1 protein-coding gene is annotated in these 394 nt (G+C 53.0%); it reads right to left on the bottom strand.

Annotated elements, in window-relative coordinates; all coding sequences use genetic code 11:
- Nucleotides 1-394 (bottom strand): NAD(P)/FAD-dependent oxidoreductase (locus ACTHS3_RS17170; protein WP_440368662.1); only part of this gene is annotated, 394 nt, incomplete at both ends.

The following is a 394-nucleotide window of genomic DNA, read 5'->3' as shown; positions in this document are numbered from 1 at the left end:
AGGCTGTTCTCCAAAATACAAGGCTTTCACCAGTTTTGCGGTGAGCGGTGCTTGGGTTAAGCCCAAATGCTGATGCCCGAATGCCAGCAAAATGTTTTCTTTTCGGTCGATTACCGGCAGGGAATCGGCAATCGACGGTCGAAAACCCATCCACGACACGGCACCTTGCCGGTTCAGACGACCTTTGAGCATAGATTCTGCCAAGTGAAAGAGCTGCTGAGCCCGTTCCATATTCGGCGGTGCATCCAGCCCGGCAAACTCCACTGTACCGGCCAGGCGCAAGCCTGCGTTCATGGGCGTCATGATGAATTTGCGCTCAAAGCTGCTTACCGGCACGATCAAAATATATAGGCTTTGCGGCAACATAACGTGGTAACCGCGATCCGTCTCAAGA

The organism is Neisseria sp. P0009.S007 (assembly GCF_051962515.1).
The sequence above is the reverse complement of the archived record's forward strand: the minus strand, read 5'-3'. Positions and strand labels throughout refer to the sequence as shown.